At 70.1% G+C, this 17,142-nt stretch carries 14 protein-coding genes and 1 rRNA gene; 7 read left to right on the top strand and 8 right to left on the bottom strand.

The genetic code is table 11. The features are described 5' to 3' along the window. The 3 genes from rrf to ABZV31_RS31740 all read left to right on the top strand — a co-directional run. Positions 1 to 82 (top strand): 5S ribosomal RNA (gene rrf / locus ABZV31_RS31750); the annotation flags it as partial. 171 nt (positions 83 to 253) lie between these two features. Beyond that, positions 254 to 2,755 carry a bifunctional YncE family protein/alkaline phosphatase family protein gene (locus tag ABZV31_RS31745; RefSeq protein ID WP_355900338.1) on the top strand — a complete coding sequence of 834 codons (2,502 nt, stop codon included), beginning with the start codon at positions 254 to 256 and terminating at the stop codon, positions 2,753 to 2,755. A gap of 24 nt (positions 2,756 to 2,779) precedes the next feature. Then, positions 2,780 to 3,361, top strand: a complete 582-nt coding sequence (locus tag ABZV31_RS31740) for a GNAT family N-acetyltransferase (RefSeq protein ID WP_355900337.1) — start codon at positions 2,780 to 2,782, stop codon at positions 3,359 to 3,361. Here the strand turns inward: ABZV31_RS31740 and ABZV31_RS31735 are convergent. The 7 genes from ABZV31_RS31735 to ABZV31_RS31705 form a co-directional block, all read right to left on the bottom strand. Next, positions 3,350 to 4,915, bottom strand: a complete 1,566-nt coding sequence (locus tag ABZV31_RS31735) for a type VI secretion protein (RefSeq protein WP_355900336.1) — start codon at positions 4,913 to 4,915, stop codon at positions 3,350 to 3,352. The genes ABZV31_RS31740 and ABZV31_RS31735 overlap by 12 nt on opposite strands. 8 nt (positions 4,916 to 4,923) lie before the next feature. Further along, on the bottom strand, positions 4,924 to 6,348 hold the full coding sequence (locus tag ABZV31_RS31730) for an ATP-binding protein (protein ID WP_355900335.1): 1,425 nt from the start codon (positions 6,346 to 6,348) through the stop codon (positions 4,924 to 4,926). 14 nt (positions 6,349 to 6,362) lie between these two features. Beyond that, positions 6,363 to 7,922: an SCO6880 family protein gene (locus ABZV31_RS31725; protein WP_355900334.1), complete on the bottom strand. Its 1,560-nt coding sequence runs from the start codon at positions 7,920 to 7,922 to the stop codon at positions 6,363 to 6,365. Next, entirely contained in the window at positions 7,919 to 9,268 is a 1,350-nt protein-coding gene (locus ABZV31_RS31720; RefSeq protein ID WP_355900333.1) for a hypothetical protein, read from the bottom strand. Before ABZV31_RS31720 ends, ABZV31_RS31725 begins: the two co-directional genes overlap by 4 nt. Further along, positions 9,258 to 10,109, bottom strand: coding sequence for a hypothetical protein (locus ABZV31_RS31715; protein ID WP_355900332.1), 852 nt, complete (start codon positions 10,107 to 10,109; stop codon positions 9,258 to 9,260). The genes ABZV31_RS31720 and ABZV31_RS31715 overlap by 11 nt, the downstream gene beginning before the upstream one ends. 226 nt (positions 10,110 to 10,335) lie before the next feature. Continuing rightward, positions 10,336 to 10,644 carry a hypothetical protein gene (locus tag ABZV31_RS31710; RefSeq protein ID WP_014673544.1) on the bottom strand — a complete coding sequence of 103 codons (309 nt, stop codon included), beginning with the start codon at positions 10,642 to 10,644 and terminating at the stop codon, positions 10,336 to 10,338. 469 nt (positions 10,645 to 11,113) lie between these two features. Further along, positions 11,114 to 11,707 carry a TetR/AcrR family transcriptional regulator gene (locus ABZV31_RS31705; protein ID WP_355900331.1) on the bottom strand — a complete coding sequence of 198 codons (594 nt, stop codon included), beginning with the start codon at positions 11,705 to 11,707 and terminating at the stop codon, positions 11,114 to 11,116. A 171-nt stretch (positions 11,708 to 11,878) separates the two neighbouring features. On the opposite strand from ABZV31_RS31705, the gene ABZV31_RS31700 reads away from it, so the two are divergent. From ABZV31_RS31700 to ABZV31_RS31685, 4 genes are all read left to right on the top strand, one after another. Next, entirely contained in the window at positions 11,879 to 12,676 is a 798-nt protein-coding gene (locus ABZV31_RS31700; RefSeq protein ID WP_355900330.1) for a trypsin-like peptidase domain-containing protein, read from the top strand. Between the two features lie 102 nt (positions 12,677 to 12,778). Next, positions 12,779 to 13,510 (top strand): serine/threonine-protein kinase, encoded by a 732-nt coding sequence (locus ABZV31_RS31695; RefSeq protein ID WP_355900329.1) that lies wholly within the window; start codon positions 12,779 to 12,781, stop codon positions 13,508 to 13,510. A gap of 56 nt (positions 13,511 to 13,566) precedes the next feature. Next, entirely contained in the window at positions 13,567 to 14,568 is a 1,002-nt protein-coding gene (locus tag ABZV31_RS31690) for a bifunctional lytic transglycosylase/C40 family peptidase (RefSeq protein WP_355900328.1), read from the top strand. Positions 14,569 to 14,817: 249 nt separating this feature from the next. Then, positions 14,818 to 15,528 (top strand): phosphatase PAP2 family protein, encoded by a 711-nt coding sequence (locus tag ABZV31_RS31685; protein ID WP_355900327.1) that lies wholly within the window; start codon positions 14,818 to 14,820, stop codon positions 15,526 to 15,528. A gap of 43 nt (positions 15,529 to 15,571) precedes the next feature. Here the strand turns inward: ABZV31_RS31685 and ABZV31_RS31680 are convergent, their stop codons facing one another. Further along, on the bottom strand, positions 15,572 to 17,140 hold the full coding sequence (locus ABZV31_RS31680; RefSeq protein WP_355900326.1) for an FAD-binding oxidoreductase: 1,569 nt from the start codon (positions 17,138 to 17,140) through the stop codon (positions 15,572 to 15,574). Positions 17,141 to 17,142 lie beyond the last annotated feature (2 nt).

Below are 17,142 nucleotides of genomic sequence, written 5' to 3'. Positions count from 1 at the left end.
CATTCCGAACCCGGAAGCTAAGCCTTACAGCGCCGATGGTACTGCAGGGGGGACTCTGTGGGAGAGTAGGACGCCGCCGAACAAATCTTGAGAAAGAGCCCCAACTCCGGATGTACGCCCGTGAGTTGGGGCTCTTTCGTGTTCACGTCACGGTCATGGTCACGTCACCCAGGGTCCGACTCCGCGTCAGTCCCCGGCGTCACTGTCGTGACCCATGGTCCTGAGACGCAGAAACAAACGCCGAGTTGTCACTGTGCTGGCAGGTACCGCCGTCCTCGCCACCGGAGCCGCCGTCGCCCTCGCCGCCGCCGGTGGACAGGGCCCCGCTGGGCCGAAGAGGGACGGGACGGCCATCACCCCGGTCGGATACAAGGTCACCCCGGCCGGCAAGCAGGCCCAGTTGGGCAATCTCCCCGTCAACGCGGTGCTGTCGCCCGACAAGAGCATGCTCCTGGTGAGCAACGCCGGGCAGGGCACCCAGTCCCTCCAGGTGGTCGACCCGGAGGACTCGGAGGTCGTGCAGACCATCTCGTACCCGAGTCCCCAGGCCGTGTTCACCGGGCTCGCCTTCAGCCCGGACGGCAAGCGCGCCTACGCCAGCGGTGGTGGGCGCGAGATCATCCACACGTACGACGTGAGCGGCGGGCGGCTGACCGAGACCAGCCCGATCAAGCTGCCCACGAAGAACCCGGACGGCCAAGCCGTGAACATGTATCCGGCCGGGATCGCCGTCACCCCCGACGGGAAGCGGCTCGTCGTCGCCGACCGGCTCGCCGACGCTGTCACCGTCGTCAGTCTCGGCGACGGGTCCATGGCCACCGTGGCCGTCGGGCACGCCCCCTGCGCCGTGGCTCTCGCCGACGGCGGGAAGACCGCCTTCGTGACCAACCAGGGCGGCAACACCGTCAGCGTCCTCGACATCAGCGGATCGGCGCCCGTGCCGCGGACCGCCGTCAAGGTCGGCACCCATCCCAACGCCGTCATCACCGACTCCGCGCTGCAGACCCTGTACGTCGCCAACGGCGACAGCGACCAGGTCAGCGTCATCGACGTACGGACCCGGAAGGTGACGCGGACGATCGGGCTCGCTCCCTACCGGCACGCGCCCGTCGGCAGCAACCCCGACGCCCTCGCGCTCTCCGAGGACGGGCGCCGGCTCTACGTCGCCAATTCCGGCAACAATGACATCGCTGTGGTGAACCTGAAGAGCGGGCGCACGGCCGGGCTCATCCCCACCGCCTGGTATCCGACGGCCGTTCTCGCCCACGACGGGAAGCTGTACGTCACCAACGCCAAAGGACTCGGCGCCGGGCCCAACAACGGCCCCGGCTACCCGAACCCCACCTCCACCGCGCCCCAGTCCCCGGACCAGTACTCCGGGTCGATGATGAAGGGCACCCTGTCGACCATCGGACTCGGCGGCGGGGAGAGGCAGCTGAGGCGGTGGACGCGGACCGTCGTCGCCAACAACGGATTCGAGCAGGGAGACAGCCCCCGGGCCACCGGGGCGGTCGTGCCGCGGCGCATCGGGGAGAAGTCGCCGATCAAGCACGTCATCTACGTCGTCAAGGAGAACCGGACCTACGACCAGGAGTTCGGGTCGCTGGGGAAGGGCAACGGGGACGCGTCCCTCAACCTCTTCGGGGACGACTCCGCCCCCAATGCCCGTGCGCTGCAACGGCAGTTCGTGACCCTCGACAACTTCTACGCCGACGCCGAGGTGAGCGCCCAGGGCTGGAACTGGACCGTCGCCGCCAACTCCAACCCGTACAGCGAGCAGGGGTGGCCCGCCAACTACTCCGGGCGCAACCACACCTACCCGTCGGAGAACCACGACCCGGCGATCGCGCCCAACAAGGACCCCGACCACGCCTACCTCTGGCAGCGGCTCGCCGACAAGGGCATCGGCTTCCGCAACTACGGTTTCTACGTGAACGCCGACGCGCAAGGGAAGGCGCACGCGGACGATCCGGTCCTGGAGGCCAGGACCGACCACGACTACGGGCCGTACAACCTGAGCTGCCCGGATTCCGCCAACACCTTCCCCGCCCGCGTGTCGACCTGCGGCAGCCCGCGGATCGAGGAGTGGAAAAAGGAGTTCGCCCAGTACGAGAAGGACGGGAACCTGCCCGCCTTCGAGATGGTGCGGCTGCCCAACGACCACACCTCCGGCACCAAGGCCGGCATGCCGACCCCGCAGGCGTACGTCGCCGACAACGACTGGGCGCTCGGGCAGCTCGTCGACACGGTCTCGCACTCGAAGTTCTGGAAGTCGACCGCGATCTTCGTGACCGAGGACGACGCGCAGAACGGGCCGGACCACGTGGACGCGCACCGGACGATCTCGCAGGTCATCAGCCCGTACACGCGGACCGGGCGGATCGACTCCACCTTCTACAGCACCGCCTCCATGGTGCGGACGATGGAGCTGCTGCTGGGGCTGTCGCCGATGACGCAGTTCGACGCGTACGCCACACCGATGGTGAACTCCTTCACCGCGCGGCCGGACGCGAGGCCGTACGACGCTCTGAGGCCGACGTACGACCTCACGGCCGTGAACACGGTCACATCGCCCATGGCGGGGGTGTCGGCGAAGCAGGACCTCACCAAGGAGGACCAGATCGACGAGCGGACTTTCAACGAGGCGATCTGGAAGAGCGTGCGCGGGGCGAAGAGCGTGATGCCCGAGCCCAAGCACGATCTGTACGGGTCCGTGCCGAACGACCAGGCGGAAAAACTGGATGACGACGACTGACGCAGGTGACGTACGGTTGCGCCCATGAGCAGCCCCGACAGCGGTGAGAAGTACGTCGTCCGTGCCATACGCGCCGAGGAGTGGCCCGCCGTGAAGGCGCTGCGACTCCTCGCGCTCCAGGACCCCGTGGCGCACCTCGCCTTCCTGGAGACGTACGACGACGCCGTGGCCCGGCCGGACTCCTTCTGGCAGGAGCGGGCGGCCGGGGCTGCCGAGGGGGCGGCCGGCGCGCGGCAGTTCGTCGCGGAGGGGCCGGACGGCGAGTGGGTGGGGACCGCCACCGTGCTGGTCGAGGAACCCGGCAGGACGGACTGGGCCGGGTTCCCGGTCGAACGGCGGCAGGGGCACGTCGTCGGCGTGTACGTGCGGCCCGAGCACCGCGGCTGCGGGCTGACCGAGGTGCTGTTCGACGAGGCCCTGGACTGGGCCTGGGAGATCGGCGTGGAGCGGGTGCGGCTGATCGTCCACGAGGAGAACGGGCGGGCCCAGCACTTCTACCGCAGGATCGGGTTCGTACCGAGCGGGCACACCGTGCCGCTGACGGGCGGTTCGGGGGAGTCCGAGCTGGAGTTCGTGCTCGAGCGGGCCGAGGTGTCACACCGGTAGTTCGTGGTGCGGCCAACGGGCGCGGCCCTGTTCCCGTGAGCGGAGCAGGGCCAGCGTAGGCAGGCCCCGGTCCGCTCCGCCGGCCAGCAGCTCCGGCAGCTGGGGGAGCGGGGCCACGGCGGCCACGTCGTCCAGGACGAGTGTGAGTGGTGGGCCGAGCCGACCGGAGGATGACCGTTCGGCCATGCGCCGACCGCGCTCGACCACGCTTGAGGCGAGTGCCGTCAGGAGGGGCATCGCGCCCGGGTTGGTCCGGGGATCCTCGATGGACTCCCCCACCGCATAAAGCGTGCCCCCTTCGCTCACGAAGGAATCCAAGGCGAGCGCATCAGTTCGGTTTGGAGTACAGGCTTCGCGGATGTTGACCGTGAAGAGGGAGGACAGAGCGCGGCTCGTCAACTCCTGCGCGATGTCGCGGCGCTGGGGGTGCGCGGTGAGGGCGGCCTCGAGTTCGCCCGCCGAGCCGGTGGCCGCCTTGGGGCTCGTACGGAGGGTTCGTACCGCCTCCTGGACCTGGGTGCCCTGGGACCAGCGGTGGACGTGACGGATGGTGCGGCCGTCGATGGCGGCGGCGTGCAGGTAGCTGCGGAGGAGTGTTTCCGCGGTGTCGCCGATGGCCTGGTCGATCTTGGCGGTGGGGCGGACGGGGGCGAGGAGGGCGGCGGCTCTTGCTGCAGCCGTCTGTTTGTCCTCGCAGCCGGTCGTGGGGGACCAGTGGAGGCGGGCCGGGGTGTCGCAGAGGTGGGTGGGGTCGTAGAGGAGGACCGGGCCGAGTTTGGCTCTGGAGTCCTTGGTGTCCTGCCAGACGGCGGGGTTCGACGTGACTACGAGGGCCGGGCCTTCCGCGTCGCGTACGGCCTGGGTTGCTGCCGAGTGGCGGCTTTCCCTGGTGCCCAGCAGGATCTTTTCCCACCCGCCCGACCGCCGGCCGTCAAACGGGGAGCCGGGGGGCTGGGGCAATGGTGCCGTGGTCTGGGGCCGTGGTGCCGTGGTCTGGGGCAGTAGTGCCGTGGTCTGGGGCTGGGGCGTCTCCGTCGGCTGCTGGGGCTGGGGGAGCGTCTGCTGGGGCTCCGTTGCCGTTCTCTGAGCCGGGACCTCCTGGTCGGCCGCCGGCGTCGGCACCTCGTGGACTTCCGGGGCTGTTGCCCGCTGCCGTGCCGCCGCCCTCTCCGCCCGCCTCCGCAGCCGTCCCGCTCTCCATCTCGCCATCGTGCCCATCACGAACACGGTCAGCACGAACAGCACCATCAGCTGGCCGATGAACAGGCCCCAGAACAGCCCGTAGCCCGAGAGCTGGTGCGGTGGGGTGTCCGGCCAGGCGCCGGGGATGTCGTGCGGCCGGCTGATGAGATGCCGCATGGCCATCGGCGTACGGGTGAAGGTGACGCCGGCCGGCCAGGAGCCCTGGGCGAACCAGCCGGCGAGGCCCGTGGCCGTCCACACCAGCAGGGTCATGCCGAGGAGGAACGCGAGTATGCCGATCAGCAGGCCGTCGGGGATGCCTCCCTGGGTGTCCTGTCCGCTCCGGCGCTGGTCGCGGTCGTCCGGTCTCACGCCTCCCCCTAGGCCACCGTCGACTCGGACGAGCCGTCCAGGTCGGCGATGTGCTGTTCCACGAAGGCCGCCGCCCGCTCCTCCGCCTCGAGTTCGGCGGCGCGCAGGGCGTCGTCGGACACGAGGTCGCTGGAGGACTCCGTCATCGCGCGGTCCGTGAAGACCAGCGGGCGTTCGGTCTCCGTGACCAGGTGTTTGACCACCTGGACGTTGCCGTTGACGTCCCACACCGCGATGCCGGGAGTCAGTGTCGGGATGATCTCCACCGCCCAGCGGGGCAGGCCCAGCACCCGGCCCGTCGCCCTCGCCTCGTCGGCCTTCTGCGCGTAGATCGTCCTTGTCGACGCCATCTTCAGGATCGCGGCCGCCTCCTTCGCCGCCGCTCCGTCCACCACGTCGGACAGGTGGTGGACGACGGCCACGAAGGACAGACCCAGTCGGCGCCCGAACTTCAGCAGCCGCTGGAACAGCTGCGCCACGAACGGGCTGTTGATGATGTGCCAGGCCTCCTCGACCAGGAAGATGCGCTTCTTGCGGTCGGGGCGGATCCAGGTGTGCTCCAGCCACACGCCGACGATCGCCATCAGGATCGGCATGGCGATGGAGTTGCGGTCGATGTGGGACAGGTCGAAGACGATCAGCGGGGCGTCCAGGTCGATGCCGACCGTCGTGGGGCCGTCGAACATGCCCCTGAGGTCACCGTCGACCAGGCGGTCCAGGACCAGGGCCACGTCCAGGCCCCAGGCCCGTACGTCGTCTATGGCGACGTTCATCGCCTCCGCCGACTCCGGCTCGGGGTGCCGCAGTTGCTCGACGATGTCGGACAGCACCGGCTGGCGCTCGACGATCGTCTCGTTGACGTAGGCGTGCGCGACCTTGAGCGCGAAGCCGGAGCGCTCGTCCAGGCCGTGGCCCATCGCGACCTCGATGATGGTCCTCAGCAGCGCGAGCTGGCCCGTCGTCGTGATCGACGGGTCCAGGGGGTTGAGCCGGATGCCGTGGTCCAGGGCGGCCATCGGGTCCAGCCGGATCGGCGTTATCCCCAGCTCCTGCGCGATGAGGTTCCACTCGCCGACCCCGTCCTCGCCCTGCGCGTCGAGGACGACGACCTGGCGGTCGCGGAAGCGCAGCTGGCGCAGGACGTAGGTCTTCTCCAGGGCCGACTTGCCGTTGCCGGACTCGCCGAGGACCAGCCAGTGGGGCGCGGGGAGCTGTTGGCCGTACAGCTGGAAGGGGTCGTAGATGTAGCCCTTCCCGGAGTACACCTCGCGGCCGATGATGACGCCGGAGTCGCCGAGGCCGGGGGCGGCGGTGGGCAGGTAGATTGCCTGGGCCTGGCCTGTCGAGGTGCGCACCGGCAGCCGGGTCGTCTCGACCTTCCCGAACAGGAAGGACGTGAAGGCGTCCGTGAGGGCGGACAGCGGGTCCCGCATCAGTGCATCAACCCCTACCTTCGGATTCCGGTGGCGAACGGCAGCGTGTTCACGAAGGCGCGGTGGTGCTCGCGGTCGCACCACTCCAGCTTCAGATACGACTTTCCGGCCGACGCCCTGATCGTCCGCTTGTCGCGGGCCAGGGCCTCGGGGGTGCGTGCGGAGACGGTGATGTAGCCGACGAGGTTGACGCCGGCCGCGCCGCTCGCAAGGTCCTCCCCGCGCTGGTCGAGACGGTGGTGGGCGGCCACGTCACGCGGGTCCACCGTGCGGTTCATCTTGGCGGCGCGGCTGGCCTCGGCGACGTCGTTCGTCTTCTCGGTCAGCATGCGCTCGATGGCGACCTCGGTGGGCTCGAGGTCCATGGTGACGGCGACGGTCCGGATCACGTCCGGGGTGTGGACGAGCAGGGGCGCCAGGAAATTGACACCCACTGGGGTCATCGGCCACTCCTTGATCCAGGCGGTGGCATGGCACCAGGGCTCCCGGGTGGACGACTCCCGGGTCTTGGCCTGGAGGTAGGTCGGCTCCATCGCGTCCAGCTCGGCCGGCCAGGCGTTGCGTTTCGACATCGCCTGGATGTGGTCGATCGGGTGGTCGGGGTCGTACATGGAGTGGATCAGCGACGCCAGCCGCCCCTGACCGAGCGGCTGCCGTACGCGGATGTCGGCCTCCTGCAGCCGGGAGCAGATGTCGGTCAGCTCGCGGGCCATGACGACCGCGAGACCGGCGTCCCGGTCGAGCCTGCGCCCCGACTGGGGCCGGGCCGCCCGTGCCATGGCCTGGGCCTCGGCGGCCAGTTCGCGCGTGTAGTGCATGCAGGCGACGAGGTAGGCGCGGTGCTGCTCGCTGCTGGTGGACACCATCGACTGCAACTGGTCGTACGACCGCTGGAGCCACTGCGGTGCCCGCTCGTTCCCGCGCAGTGCGACGTCCTTGGCGTGGGCGTCGGGGTCGGCGGGGAGGGTGCGGGCGAGCATCTGCAGGCGGGTGACGAAGCCGTCGCCGTTGGCCACGTGCTTCAGCAGCGTGCCGAAGCGGTCGACGAGCGCCTCCTGGTCCTCGGAGTCGCGCAGGCCGACGCCGGGCCCCTCGATCTCGATGCAGGCGGTGACCGTCTTGCGGTCCGCGTGCAGCAGGACGGCGATCTCGTCCGGCCCGAACGGCGCGGCGAGCCAGGTGATCCGGCCGATCCCGGGCGGCGGCCCGATCTCGATCTCCCGCCCGTCCAGGCGCGTGCCGGCCTCCATGACCCCCGAGCGGTAGACGGCGCCCCGCTTGACGGTGCGCTTGTAGGTGCGGTTGATCTCGAACCACTTGTAGAACGTACGGTGCCGGTAGGGGACGTAGACCGCCGCCAGCGCCAGCAGCGGGAAACCCGTCAGCAGCACGATGCGCAGGGACAGCACGGGGACGAGGAGCCCGCACATCATGCCGAGGAACGCGCCCCCGATGATCAGGGCGATCTCCCCGGTCTCGCGGTTGCGGCCGACGATGGCGTTCGGCCGGGCGCGGCCGATCAGGTACGTACGGCGGGGCGTGACCGGATGGGACATGTGGGACTCGGTCGTCAACGCCCTTCACCTCCCGTGCGGTTGTTACTGCTGTTGCGGGTGCTGCTGGCGTGGGGAGTGTTCACCGGGCTGGGTGCGCGGGGAGCGGGCGCGGCGGGGGGGACGGATCCGCCGCCACCGTCCGGGACGCGAGAGCTGTGCGCGGCGACGCCACCGGAGGCGGGGTTGACCGGGCGGGGGGCGGACGACTGGGTGCCGCCGCCTCCGTTGCTGTCGGCCCGGGAACTGTGGGTCTTGATGCCCTGCGCGACCAGGGTCGCCGGGGAGCTGATGACCGCGGCGGCCTTGCCCTCGGCGCCCTGCATGATGCGGTTGTTGCGGGAGGCCGCGATCTCGTCGCCGAAGCCGGGCACGAAACGGTAGATCATCGCGCTGGCGAAGATGGCGAGCAGGATGATGGCGAGGCCGGAGACGACCGCGGAGAAGGCGCCGGGGCCGTTGTCCTCGGAGGACAGGGCGCCGGCGAGGCCGAGGACGATCACGATGACCGGCTTGACCAGGATGACGGCGATCATGATCCCGGCCCAGCGGCGGACGTGGCTCCACAGGTTCTTGTCGACCAGGCCGGCGTAGACGACGGTGCCGAGCAGAGCACCGACGTAGAGCAGGGCGGCGCGGAGGACCAGCTCCAGCCAGAGCACGCCGGCGGCGAGGATGGACACGAGCGAGACGACGATCAGCATGATCGGGCCGCCGCCGATGTTCTGCCCCTTGCTCAGGGCGGCGGAGAACGTGCCGAAGAAGGTGTCGGCCTGGTCGCCGGTGGCCTTGGCGAGGACGTCGGAGACGCCGTCGGTGGCCGACACCACCGTGTACAGGATCAGCGGGGTGAAGGCGGAGGCCAGCACTGTCAGCCAGAGGAAGCCGATCGCCTCCGACAGCGCGGTGGTGAGGGGGACGCCGCGCACCGCCCGCTTGGCCACGGCCAGCAGCCACAGCACGAGGGTCAGGATCGTCGACGCCGCGAACACCACGGCGTACTGCTGCAGGAACTTCTGGTTCGTGAAGTCGACGTTCGCGGTCTCCTTCACGGCCTTGCTGAGCTTGTCGATCGTCCAGGAGGCGGCGTCGGCACAGCCCTTGGCCAGGGAGGAGAGGGGGTCGAGGGTGGAGGTGGGGTCGGAGGTGTCGCCGGTCAGGCCTTGGCGGCCGGAGTTGTTGCCTTTTTCGCAGTACTTCTTGGCCTCGCCGACGATGAGGTCGCAAGGGTTCTTGCTGGCCGACGGCGAGGGCGTCGGACTGGGCGAGGGCGCGGCAAAGGCACGGGTGGCCAGCAGCACGGCCGACGTCTGTACGGCTGCCACGACTCCGGAAAGCTTGAGCACGCGATGCTGGCTACCGGGCATACGTGAACCCTCCGTACTCTTCGATGGCCTTGCGGATCTCGTCGGAGGTGGCGGCCTTGTCGTCACCGGGCACCGGGGCGGGGCCGTCCTTCTGCGAGTCGGAGACGATCTTCCAGTCGCCGCCCGACCAGTGCAGGTCGAACGTCCACGTCTTCCAGGTCGAGGTGACGGGGTCGGTCGAGCCCTCCCCGGACATGCCGATGAGCCCGATGTACCACACCGCGACCTTGGCGGAGCTGTCGCTGTACTGCTGGACGGCGGTGCCCACCGGGACCACGCGCGAGACGAACGTGCTGCCGGCCGGCGGGTCGCCACCTGCGTCCAGACCCATCTTGTTCAGGAAGTCGGTTGAGTAGGCCTGATCCATCGGGCCCTGAAGCCTTGCCGCCGCGTCAGGGGTGTAGAGCAGGTCCAGGAGGGCGTGCCGGGTGTCCTTCTTGAACATGCCCGTCGAGCCCAGCGCCACGGCGTAGTTCGCCGCCGCACTCTGAGCCCCCTGCTCGTCGTGCGCGAAGCCCGACGGGATCCCGCCCGTCTTCGTCTGCACCGGCCGCTTGCCGCTCGCCGCCGTCGCCGCTGCCGCTGGCTTGTCGCCGCTTCTGCTCGCCGAGGGGGAACCCCCTTCTCCGCGGTTCGCGAAGGCGATCGCGGCGATGAGGAGGACGACCACGCCGACCACCGTGACCAGGCTGCGCGAGGACGAGCGGCCGCCGCGCCGTGCACCCCCGTACGGGTCGCCGGCCCGCTCGGGAAGCCGTGTGCGGGTCTGCCTGCTGCCTCCGTACAGCTCGTCGTCGGCGCGCGCGGACTCGCCGTACCCGTGCTCGTCTCCGAGACTCATGCCCCGTACGCCCCCTCGACCTCGTACCGGAACGCGTAGAAGTACGACGGTAGCCGTGCTGGTTCCCGCGCGGGCGCGGTGTGGTGACTCGACATCAGGGAAACGCAACCTCAGCCGGTGGGCACGGTGGGTGGGTGGGGGTAACGGGGGCACCGGGCGCGCCCGGGGGGTCTGACTGACGGTTCTGACGGAGCGCCGTGCGCGGCATGCGCGGTGCGCGCGCCGGTTACACGGCCATGCCGTACACGATGGTGAAGAGCGTGCCGAGGGAGCCGATGATGAACACTCCCGTCAGGCCGGCGATGATGAGGCCCTTGCCCTGTTCGGCGCTGAACGTGTCGCGCAGGGCCGTGGCGCCGATCCGCTGCTTCGCGGCACCCCACACGGCGATGCCGAGGCAGAGCAGGATGGCCACCGCCATCACCACCTCGATCATCACCTTGGCCTCGTTGCCCAGGCTGCCGAAGGGGCCCCAGTCCGGAGCGATCCCGCCGATGATGGTGTTGATGTCTCCCTTGTCGGCCGCAAAGAGCATGTAAGTCACCGCCCCTGTTGGGTAGTTCCGCGTCCCCTGCGGTTGCGCAGAGGTCAGGCTCATTCTCGCCGACAATGACGCTCAGGTATGTCGACTTGGCGTCATTGCTTGGCGAGTTTCGTACGAATACCTTGCCACCGCCTCTCGCCGGCCGGGCGGACGGGCGTGGAGCGGTGTACGAAGGCACACATGGTCACTCTGTGTATCACGCCAGGTCACGCCGGGCAATGAAGTCGGACCGGAACCTATCGTGTGGTTCCGTCGTTGACCCTCTTTGCGATTTGGCATGGTTTCTGACGGCCAGTCGAGTGAGCGGTCGAGTCGATGTTCTCACGCTTCCTCAGGGCGAACGGGCCGCGGCTGGATGCCGCGCCGGGTCGGCCGCCGCCGACACGTCGGCGATCATCCGCTTGGAGCAGTCGGGCGGCACAGGTTTCCGTCTGTTGTCGCTTCCCTGCCGCCGGTGGCCTCAGCGGGGCCGGAGGCCGTGGAGCATGAGGTGGACGTGCTCGTCCAGGCCGGCGAGGGCCTCTTCGGGCGGAAGGGTCCCGTTGGCGATGAAGGCGGCGAGGCCGTGCATGCCGGCAGCCGCGACGAGGGTGATGTGCTCGGGGTCGCCCTCGACGATCTCGCCCCGCTGCTGCGCGTCGGCGATGAGGCGTGTGAAGGCCCCCACGGACCGGTCGATGCCGGCGGAAAGCTGCTCGGAGACGTCGGGATCGTGCTTGCGGGCGAACATGAGCTCGAGCAGCGCGGCATGGTCGACGGCGAACCCGACGTAGGCGCGTGCCAGCCCGGCGAGCCGCGGCTCCAGCGGCAGTCCGGGCTGGTCGGCGGCCTCCAGGGCCTGTGCCAGCCGCTCGAACCCGGTGAGCGCCAGGGCGTCGAGCAGGGCCTGCTTGTCCTTGAAGTGCCGGCCCGGGGCGGCGTGGCTGACACCGGTCTCGCGCGCCAGCTCCCGCAGGGAGAGCGCGGCGACCCCCCGCTCACGCAACGTGCGCTCGGCACTCTTGAGGAGGGCGGCGCGCAGGTCTCCGTGGTGGTAGGGGCGCTGGGTGGGCATGGACACACCGTATCCCGATGTAGTCAGTGTCAGCATAGTTGTCGGCGCCCACAGTCAGGGCTCGGTGGGGCGCAGATCCTGGGGCTCGTGGTGCGATGAGCGCCGGTTCTCGGGAAAATCTCAGTGAAGTCGGGATCGGTTTCTCACCTTCGTGGGACAAAGTGGGGCTTGATGAAGCGCACCTCGGGTATCAAGAGCCCCGCCCATCACGCACGCCCCCATGCCGGCACCCGGCAGTACGCGCTGTTCGGTGCCCTGGTCCTGCTGGCCGCCACCTCGGCCTCCGTCGCGGCCGCCGACGACGGGCCGGGGCCCCTCGGGGTGACCGCCGTGGCCGCGGTGACCGCGCAGAGCGCGCGGGTCGGGGCGCTGTTCCGGGCGGACAAGGCCGACGACCTCGCCGGCCACCACTTCTGCACCGCCTCGGTCGTGCACAGCCCCAACCGGAACCTCATCGTCACCGCGGCCCACTGTCTGAGCGGTGACAGCCACCTCCTGTTCGCGCCCGGGTACCGGGACGGAACGGCGCCGTACGGGGTGTGGGAGGTCAAGAGACGCTTCCTTCCCGACGGTTGGTCCAAGGACCAGGACGAGGACAGCGACCTGGCCTTCGCCGTGGTCGCCGACCAGGACGGCAAGGGCGTCGAGGACGCCGTGGGCGGCAACCGCTTCGTCACCGGGATGGCGACCGGGGCGACCGGGGTGACGGTCACCGGCTACCCCGACTCCCGCGAGGTGCCCATCAGCTGCACCAACAAGCCCCGTTCCCACAGCAGCACCCAGCAGCGCATCGACTGCCCCGGCTTCACCGGCGGCACCAGCGGCAGCCCGTGGATCAACGGCGACCGGGAGGTCGTCGGCGTGCTCGGTGGGCACGAGGAGGGCGGCTCCACCGCGGACACGTCGTACAGCGTGGTCCTGCGGACGGAGGCGGCCCAGTTGTACAGGGACGCCGCGGGCGATCCCTGATCCTTGGCCCGGTAGCTCGGTGGCCGTCTGCCGGGCCGCTGGTCCGATCCTGGCGGCGGCCTTCGGCACCTCCGAACTGGTCCGTATGGCAAGGTCAGTTCGGTGGACGCACTCAAGGCTCAGGACCCCGCGCGCATAGGCGCGTACACGCTGCTCGCCCGCCTCGGCGCGGGTGGAATGGGACAGGTCTATCTCGGGCGGTCGCCCGGCGGACGGCTGGTCGCGCTGAAGGTGATCCGCGACGAGATCACCGACCATCCCGAGGCACTGGCCCGTTTCCGCCGCGAGGTGGAGACCGCGCGGGCGGTGCGGAGTGCGTACACCGCGAACCTGATTGACGCCTCGTTGGACACGGCGCCGTACTGGCTGGCGACCGGGTACGTGGCGGGGCCGACGCTGAGCAGGGCCGTGGCCGAGCGGGGGCCGTTGCCGGCCGCGACGTGCCGGGGGCTGTTCGCGGCGCTCGCCGAGGGGCTCGCCGCGGTGCACGCACACGGCGTCACACACCGGGACCTCAAGCCGCAGAACGTCATCCTCGCGGCGCAGGGGCCACAGCTCATCGACCCCGACACCGAGAAGCCCGTCGAAGGGCTGCTGTCGGACAACCCGAACGTGGGCTACACCAGCAAACCCCTCGACCTGTACGGCGGTGACGACCCGTCCGCCTGGAAGTACGTCACCTACCCGGACGACTTCCACACCTGGATCAACGGCAGGCCGCGTCCGTCCATCCCGCCGGCCAACGACCCCGGTGACTGGACCGTGGAGTTCCACCACATCCGCACCCCGGACGACTACAAGAGCGTCATGTGCGTGGGTTTCAGGGTGAAATGACGCCACTCTCTGCGGAAATGGCCTTGAACAGTGACCGGATGGGGGAGGGTTGAGCCGTGCGAAAAGTTTGGGTGGCCGGTGGTGTCGCGGTCGGGCTGGGCCTGAGCTTCGTCATGCTGCTCGTCATCGGGGTGTACGTCATCGCGGGGAACCTCGTCAACGGGGTCGCAGGGGGGAGCGTCGGGCTCGCCAAGGGCGCCGTGCCCAGCGCCTACAAGGCGCTCGTGCAGAAGTGGGGCAATCTGTGCCCCGCCCTCAACCCCGCGCTGCTCGCCGCCCAGCTGTACCAGGAGAGCGGGTGGGATCCGAACGTCGTCAGCCCCGCCGACGCGCGGGGCATCGCCCAGTTCATCCCCAGCACCTGGGCCACGCACGGTATCGACGGCAACGGCGACGGCAAGCGCGACATTTGGGACCCGAATGACGCGATTCCCTCGGCCGCGGCGTACGACTGCGAGCTCGCGAAGTACGTCAAGGACGTGCCCGGCGACACCACGGACAACATGCTCGCCGCCTACAACGCGGGCGCGTACCGCGTCATAAGGGCGCGCGGGGTGCCCGCGATCCGGGAGACGCAGAACTACGTCAGGACGATCCGCACGCTGTCGAAGAGCTTCGCGGCGCCCGTCACCCGCGTCGACCCGTCGAAGCAGGCCGCCGGGGCCATCTCCTACGCCCAGAGCAAGCTCGGCACGCCCTATCTGTGGGGTGGGAACGGGACCGCCGACCAGGGCGGACGGTTCGACTGTTCGGGACTCACCAAGGCCGCCTACGAGAGGGTGGGCATCACCCTGCCGCGGGTCGCCAACGACCAGTACAACGCGGGGCCGCACCCCAAGCGGGACGAGCTGCTGCCGGGCGACCTGGTGTTCTTCTCGGACGACCTGACCAACTCCCGGGCCATCCGGCACGTGGGCATCTACGTCGGCGGCGGATACATGATCGACGCGCCGCGGCCGGGGGCCGTGATCCGGTTCGACCCGATCGACACGCCGGACTACTTCGGGGCCACCCGGGTCACCGAAGATGGCGCGAAAGCGCTCCCCACCTCGGTGTGAACCGAGTGTGAACCCACCCCCTGAGCTGCGGCGATGAGTCTCTCTTCGATAACGTCTGCGTGATCATTCGGTGGAGTGTGGAACGTATCAATCGGGGCCGTGCGTTCCTGTTGACGTAGCCAAGCGGACGTCGGACGGAGCGCGTGTCGCACGCGCGTGCAGCGGAAGCGGATCTACAACCACGGGGGTGGGCAGGAGCGGCGCACACAGGGTGCGCCCGGCAGAACACGACGAAGGGGCCGCAGCACGATGGCTGGACTCGCCGCATCCGGGTCGAACCCCGACGTCGACCTGCTCTACGACATCAATGGCCTGGCCAAGGACGCGCCGCACTGGTTCGACCGGGCCATGGAGTACGTGGGTGAGTACGGGCTGCTGCTCGCCATGGGGCTGCTGGTGCTGTGGTGCTGGTGGTCCGTGCGGCGCCGGGGCGGTGAGGACGCGGCGTCGTCCGTCGCCGCGCTGGTGTGGGCGCCGCTGGCGGCCGGGATCGCGGTGCTGGTGAACGTGCCGATACGGGGGTTCGTGGAGCGGCCCCGGCCCTTCCTCGACCATCAGGGCCTGGACGTCCTGGTCTCCGGCAAGACCGACTACTCCTTCGTGAGCGACCACGCGACGATCACCATGGCGATGGGCGTCGGGTTGTTCGTAGCGAACCGGAAGTTCGGGCTGGTGGGGATAGGGCTGGCGCTGCTCGAGGGGTTCTGCCGGGTGTACATGGGCGTGCACTACCCCACGGACGTGATCGGCGGCTTCGCCCTCGGCACGGCGGTCGCCCTGCTGCTGTCCCCGCCGGCGATGGCCCTGCTGACGCCGGTCATGAAGGCGGTGGAGGGGGCGTCGTGGGGCGGCCGGCTGATCCGCGCGCGCAGGCGCTCGGGCGTGGGCCGGGACGCGGTGTTCTCCGGGGCCCGGGGTGAGGAGCGGGCGTCGGCGGAGGAGCGGGACCTGGCGGCGTAGGGAGTCACGCAGCCCTGCGTGACTCCACCAGGACCCAGGCCCCCTACAACCCCTGCGGGAACGAGAAGAACCGCTCCGGGTCGTACTGCTGCTTCAGCTTGGCCAGGCGTGGGGCCGCATCCCCGTAGTACGCCCTGCGCCAGTCGGTGAGCGTCGGGTCGGTGTAGTTCTGGTAGGCCGCGCCGGAGGCGTACGGCTTCATGGCCTGGTGGGCCGACGTCAGCCAGGACTGGGCCGTCGAGCCGCTCGTGCCGGGGCGCCAGGAGACGATGTACTGGGCCAGCATGCGGGAGCGGCGGTGGACGAAGGCCGTCGCCGTCGGGGAGACGCGGTTGACCGCTCCGCCGAGCGCGGTGAGCGCGATGCTGCCCGAGCCGCCCCGCACCGACCGCGTCTGCGCCAGCAGCGTCTGGATGCCGGCCACGGATATCGAGCGGTCGAAGAAGTCCGACCGTGCCGCGTACGTCTCACGGCCGAGCGCGCCCTGCGGGGAGCGGCCGGGAGTCGAGCCCGGCAGGTGGCACTGCGCGTCCGCGGGGAAGGACGAGCAGCCCGCGTAGGATTCCATGGCCTGTTCGTACGAGTGGCGTCTGAGCGAGACGCTGCTCGCGGGGGCGCCGACCTTGGCGGCCAGGCGGTCCACCGCGTTCTGGAGTTCGCCGTAGGTGCTCAGCGAGAACGCGGCCACGGACACCGTCGGCGTGCCGCCCGCAGCGCTCGCCAGGTGCAGGGACGACCAGATCTCGTCCGGCTGGCCGGGACCCCACTCCTGCCACGCCTTCACCACCGCGGCCGCCTTCGCCCAAGGCCAGGTCAGGTACGCCGACACGGCCTGGGGCGCCGGGTGGGTCCTGAACTGCAGCTCGGTCACGACGCCGAAGTTGCCGTTGCCCGCGCCGCGCAGCGCCCAGAAGAGGTCCTTGTTCTCCCTCGCGTTGGCGGTCAGCTGCTTGCCGTCCGCCGTGATCAGCGTCGCCTGGGTCAGGCTGTCGCAGGTCAGGCCGTACGCCCGGGACACCACGCCGTGGCCGCCGCCCAGCACCAGGCCGGAGACGCCCACAGTCGGGCACGAACCCGCCGGTATCGTCACGCCCTTCGCGGCGAGCGCGCGGTAGACGTCGATCAGCTTGGCCCCGGCACCGACCACCGCCGAGCCGCCGCTCGCCCGGATGCGGTTCAGCTTGGACACGTCGACGATCAGCCGGCCGTCCCCCGACGACCAACCCGCGTACGAGTGGCCGCCGTTGCGGATGGCCACGCGGATGTTGTGGGCACGGGCGTACGCCAAGGCCGTACGGATGTCGTCCGCGTGCGCAACGTACGCGACGGCCGCAGGCTTGAGTGTGTCGAAGCGAGTGTTGTACAACTGCCGGGCCGTCGCCCAGGAGGCGTCGCCGGGACGGGCCAGGGCGCCGTCCAGGTCGCGGGCGAGCGCGGCCCAGTTCGCGGCGGCCGCGGCGCCGGTGGTCTTCAGCGCCGTACCGGACGACGTGGCCGTGGCAGCGCCACGGGCCGCCCCGGCCGACGACCCGTCCTTGCCGCCGCTGCACGCGGTCGTGGTGACCGCCGCGATCGCGGCCGCGCCGCCCCCGATGAACGCACGCCGTTCCATGT

The sequence above is a fragment of the Streptomyces sp. NPDC005202 genome (genome assembly GCF_040608235.1).
Classification (GTDB): Bacteria; Actinomycetota; Actinomycetes; order Streptomycetales; family Streptomycetaceae; genus Streptomyces.
The sequence above is the reverse complement of the archived record's forward strand: the minus strand, read 5'-3'. Positions and strand labels throughout refer to the sequence as shown.

Excerpts from the sequence above, each read along its gene's own strand:
- ABZV31_RS31740 (WP_355900337.1), top strand. The coding sequence starts at position 2,780 with ATGAGCAGCCCCGACAGCGGTGAGAAGTACGTCGTCCGTGCCATACGC.
- ABZV31_RS31700 (WP_355900330.1), top strand. The coding sequence starts at position 11,879 with ATGAAGCGCACCTCGGGTATCAAGAGCCCCGCCCATCACGCACGCCCC.
- ABZV31_RS31680 (WP_355900326.1), bottom strand. The coding sequence starts at position 17,140 with ATGGAACGGCGTGCGTTCATCGGGGGCGGCGCGGCCGCGATCGCGGCG.
- ABZV31_RS31715 (WP_355900332.1), bottom strand. The coding sequence starts at position 10,109 with ATGAGTCTCGGAGACGAGCACGGGTACGGCGAGTCCGCGCGCGCCGAC.
- ABZV31_RS31685 (WP_355900327.1), top strand. The coding sequence starts at position 14,818 with ATGGCTGGACTCGCCGCATCCGGGTCGAACCCCGACGTCGACCTGCTC.
- ABZV31_RS31710 (WP_014673544.1), bottom strand. The coding sequence starts at position 10,644 with ATGCTCTTTGCGGCCGACAAGGGAGACATCAACACCATCATCGGCGGG.
- ABZV31_RS31705 (WP_355900331.1), bottom strand. The coding sequence starts at position 11,707 with ATGCCCACCCAGCGCCCCTACCACCACGGAGACCTGCGCGCCGCCCTC.
- ABZV31_RS31720 (WP_355900333.1), bottom strand. The coding sequence starts at position 9,268 with ATGCCCGGTAGCCAGCATCGCGTGCTCAAGCTTTCCGGAGTCGTGGCA.
- ABZV31_RS31730 (WP_355900335.1), bottom strand. The coding sequence starts at position 6,348 with ATGCGGGACCCGCTGTCCGCCCTCACGGACGCCTTCACGTCCTTCCTG.